This window comes from uncultured Ruegeria sp. (assembly GCF_947489545.1).
Classification (GTDB): Bacteria; Pseudomonadota; Alphaproteobacteria; order Rhodobacterales; family Rhodobacteraceae; genus Ruegeria.
In genome coordinates, this window is sequence record NZ_CANLDZ010000075.1 from 1 (window position 1) to 934 (window position 934).

The window sequence follows — 934 nt, forward strand, 5'->3', positions numbered from 1 at the left end:
GTCCCGAGCTGCAGGCTCGGGATTTGCTCATATTACTCCCAACCTTTTAGGACAAGAAAACGCCACCACCAGTCACAAAATTCCCGTTGAATTTCAAATCGCTAATGGAGTCTAACTGGCGCAATATTGGAGAAAGTTTCCCACCACCGGCACGAAGGATGCGCGGTTCCCTTGGGAACCGCGGCCCGCGCGGCAGCGCCAGTCCTGCGGCAATGCGGACCCGAAGGGGCCGGGTTGGCGCGGGACACCCCTACCCGGCCGGGATCTGGAATAGGTTTGAAATGAGGGTGAAAGCGTCTTGGTTTGCGCAGGCCGCGAGTTATCCAGTTGTTGAGATTTCGACCTTGGGAGAAAGCGCTTTCGGCAGTCTTGCCGAAAGCGGTGTAATCTCGACGACCGGAGCAGACAACAAAGCGAACTCATCAGGCAGAGAGCGACTTGTCTGTGGGTAACTCGCGGCCGCGGGCGCTTTGCGGGCGCTCGGAGCGAAGCGACCCGTCCTGTTGGCGGTGTGGGGCGCTCTGCCCCGCTCAGCTACAGGACTACCTTCCCCGCCGCCGGGCCGCGTATCCCCTGACCCTCTGGCCTGACTTATGGCCAGACGATCTTTTCGACCAAGATGTCAATTTCTTGAGCGGTCAGTATGGGATACTGACAACAGGCGGTTGCGGTCATTTCTATATCTGGTGGCAGGTCATTGCCTGCCTGCCGCAAGAGTTGCAACCCGGCGAGGACTGCGGCTTGTTCCAATTCGTCTAAGGTCACGGTGGCGGCGATGAATTTAACCATTGGCTTTCGTCCTTTCGGGAATGTTGATAATAGCCGGGGGTGGTGCTCCCGGCTATTTTGCGTGGTTTAGGATTTCGGTTTTGCGGGCGGGTCAACGCGCATTGCCTTGATGCCTTTGCGTTCTGCCTTGTCGGCCAAGTTCAGG

The 934-nt window shown here is 57.8% G+C and carries 1 protein-coding gene; it reads right to left on the reverse strand.

Features of this window, described 5'->3' with window-relative positions:
• Nucleotides 1–591: 591 nt before the first annotated feature.
• Complete coding sequence (locus Q1B13_RS26815) at nucleotides 592–789, reverse strand: hypothetical protein (protein WP_299085948.1); 198 nt, start codon at nucleotides 787–789, stop codon at nucleotides 592–594.
• Nucleotides 790–934 lie beyond the last annotated feature (145 nt).